The following is a 1,466-nucleotide window of genomic DNA, read 5'->3' on the forward strand; positions in this document are numbered from 1 at the left end:
AAACATTCCGCACTGATATTGTCTGTATTGAAGACGTCGATGATGCGCCCGTATACCATTGACGTCGACACCATCAGATGCGGACCGCGCGGTGACCCCACATTCCGCTGGCGCCCACAGGGCTGCCCTCGTTTCCTGACATGTCCCGCGCGGGCCGCGGCGAGCCGAGACCGCCGCATGACCTAATAGGAGCATGGAGCGATACCGCGGACCCGAACAACCGCATTCTATCGCGCCCCGTCAGTGTGCCGTCTGCCCGGTCCAGGCGAGCACGGAAAGAACGGAGCGAGACATGAGAACCGAATCGACACCCGGCGCCCGCGGGCCGGTCTTCTGCGGGGTCGACACCCACGCCGACTCGCACTGGCTGTGCGTCCTCGACTGGAGGGGCCGCAAGGTCCTGTCCCGCCAGTTCCCCGCCGACGCGGCGGGCTACGAGGCGCTCGCCGGGGCGATCGCGGCGGCCGGGGAGCCGGCCTGCGTCGCGATGGAGGGGACGTCGTCCTACGGGGCGGGCCTCACCAGGCACCTCGCGTCGCTGGGGATGCCCGTGCGCGAGGCGCTCTCCCCGGCGAGGATGCAGAGGAGGCGCCCGGGGCAGGGAAAGTGCGACGAGGCGGACGCGGAGAGGGCCGCCCGCGCGGCGATGTCCGGCTCGAAGCTCGGGACCCCCAAGAGCCAGGACGGGTGGGTCGACGGGGTGCGCTGCATGCTCGCGGCGCGCTCCGGGGCGGTGAAGGCGCGGACCTCGGCGATAAACACCGCGAGGTCGCTGCTCACCACCGCGCCGGAGGGGCTCAGGTCGAGGTTCCGCGGCATGGGAGGGCCGAGGCTGATGGAGGAGCTCCCCTCCGTGCGCGCCGAGGGCGCGCTGGGCGCCGCGCTCGGCGCGCTGGCGGACCTGTGGGAGGCGGCACGCGACGCGGCGCTCGACATGGAGCGCGCGATCGAGGCGTCCCTGGAGGAGAACTGCCCCGCGCTGCTGGCGATGTACGGGTGCGGGCCCGTGAGCGCGGCCAAGCTCGCGGTCGCGGCCGGGGACAACCCGGGCAGGCTGCGCTCCGAGGCGTCGTTCGCGGCGATATGCGGGGCCTGCCCCATCCCCGCCTCGAGCGGCAAGACCGTGAGGCACAGGCTCAACAGGGGCGGCGACCGGCAGGCGAACAGCGCGCTGCACGAGATCGCGAGGCAGAGGGTCATGCGCGACCCCGAGACCGCCGAGTACGCCGAGAGGGCCAGGGGGCGGGGAAAGAGCGACAGGGAGGTCATGAGGTGCCTCAAGCGCTACGTGGCCAGGGAGGCGTACCGGGCGCTGATGCACCCGCACGAGATCAGGAGGCCCGAGGACGCCTCGGAGCTCGTGGCGGCCAGGCGCGCGGCGAAGGTCAGCCAGGTGAGGGCGGCGTCCATATTGGGAACCAGCGAGAAGTACATCTCGATGCTGGAGAGGGGCCAAAGGGAGCTCA

1 protein-coding gene is annotated in these 1,466 nt (G+C 71.4%); it reads left to right on the plus strand.

What is annotated here, in order from left to right; all coding sequences use genetic code 11:
* Positions 1-292 precede the first annotated feature (292 nt).
* Positions 293-1,466: IS110 family RNA-guided transposase (locus tag PMX72_RS10240; RefSeq protein ID WP_271746219.1), on the plus strand; the 1,174-nt coding region annotated here is incomplete at its 3' end.

The sequence above is a fragment of the Collinsella aerofaciens genome (assembly GCF_028207065.1).
Lineage (GTDB): Bacteria > Actinomycetota > Coriobacteriia > Coriobacteriales > Coriobacteriaceae > Collinsella > Collinsella aerofaciens_AR.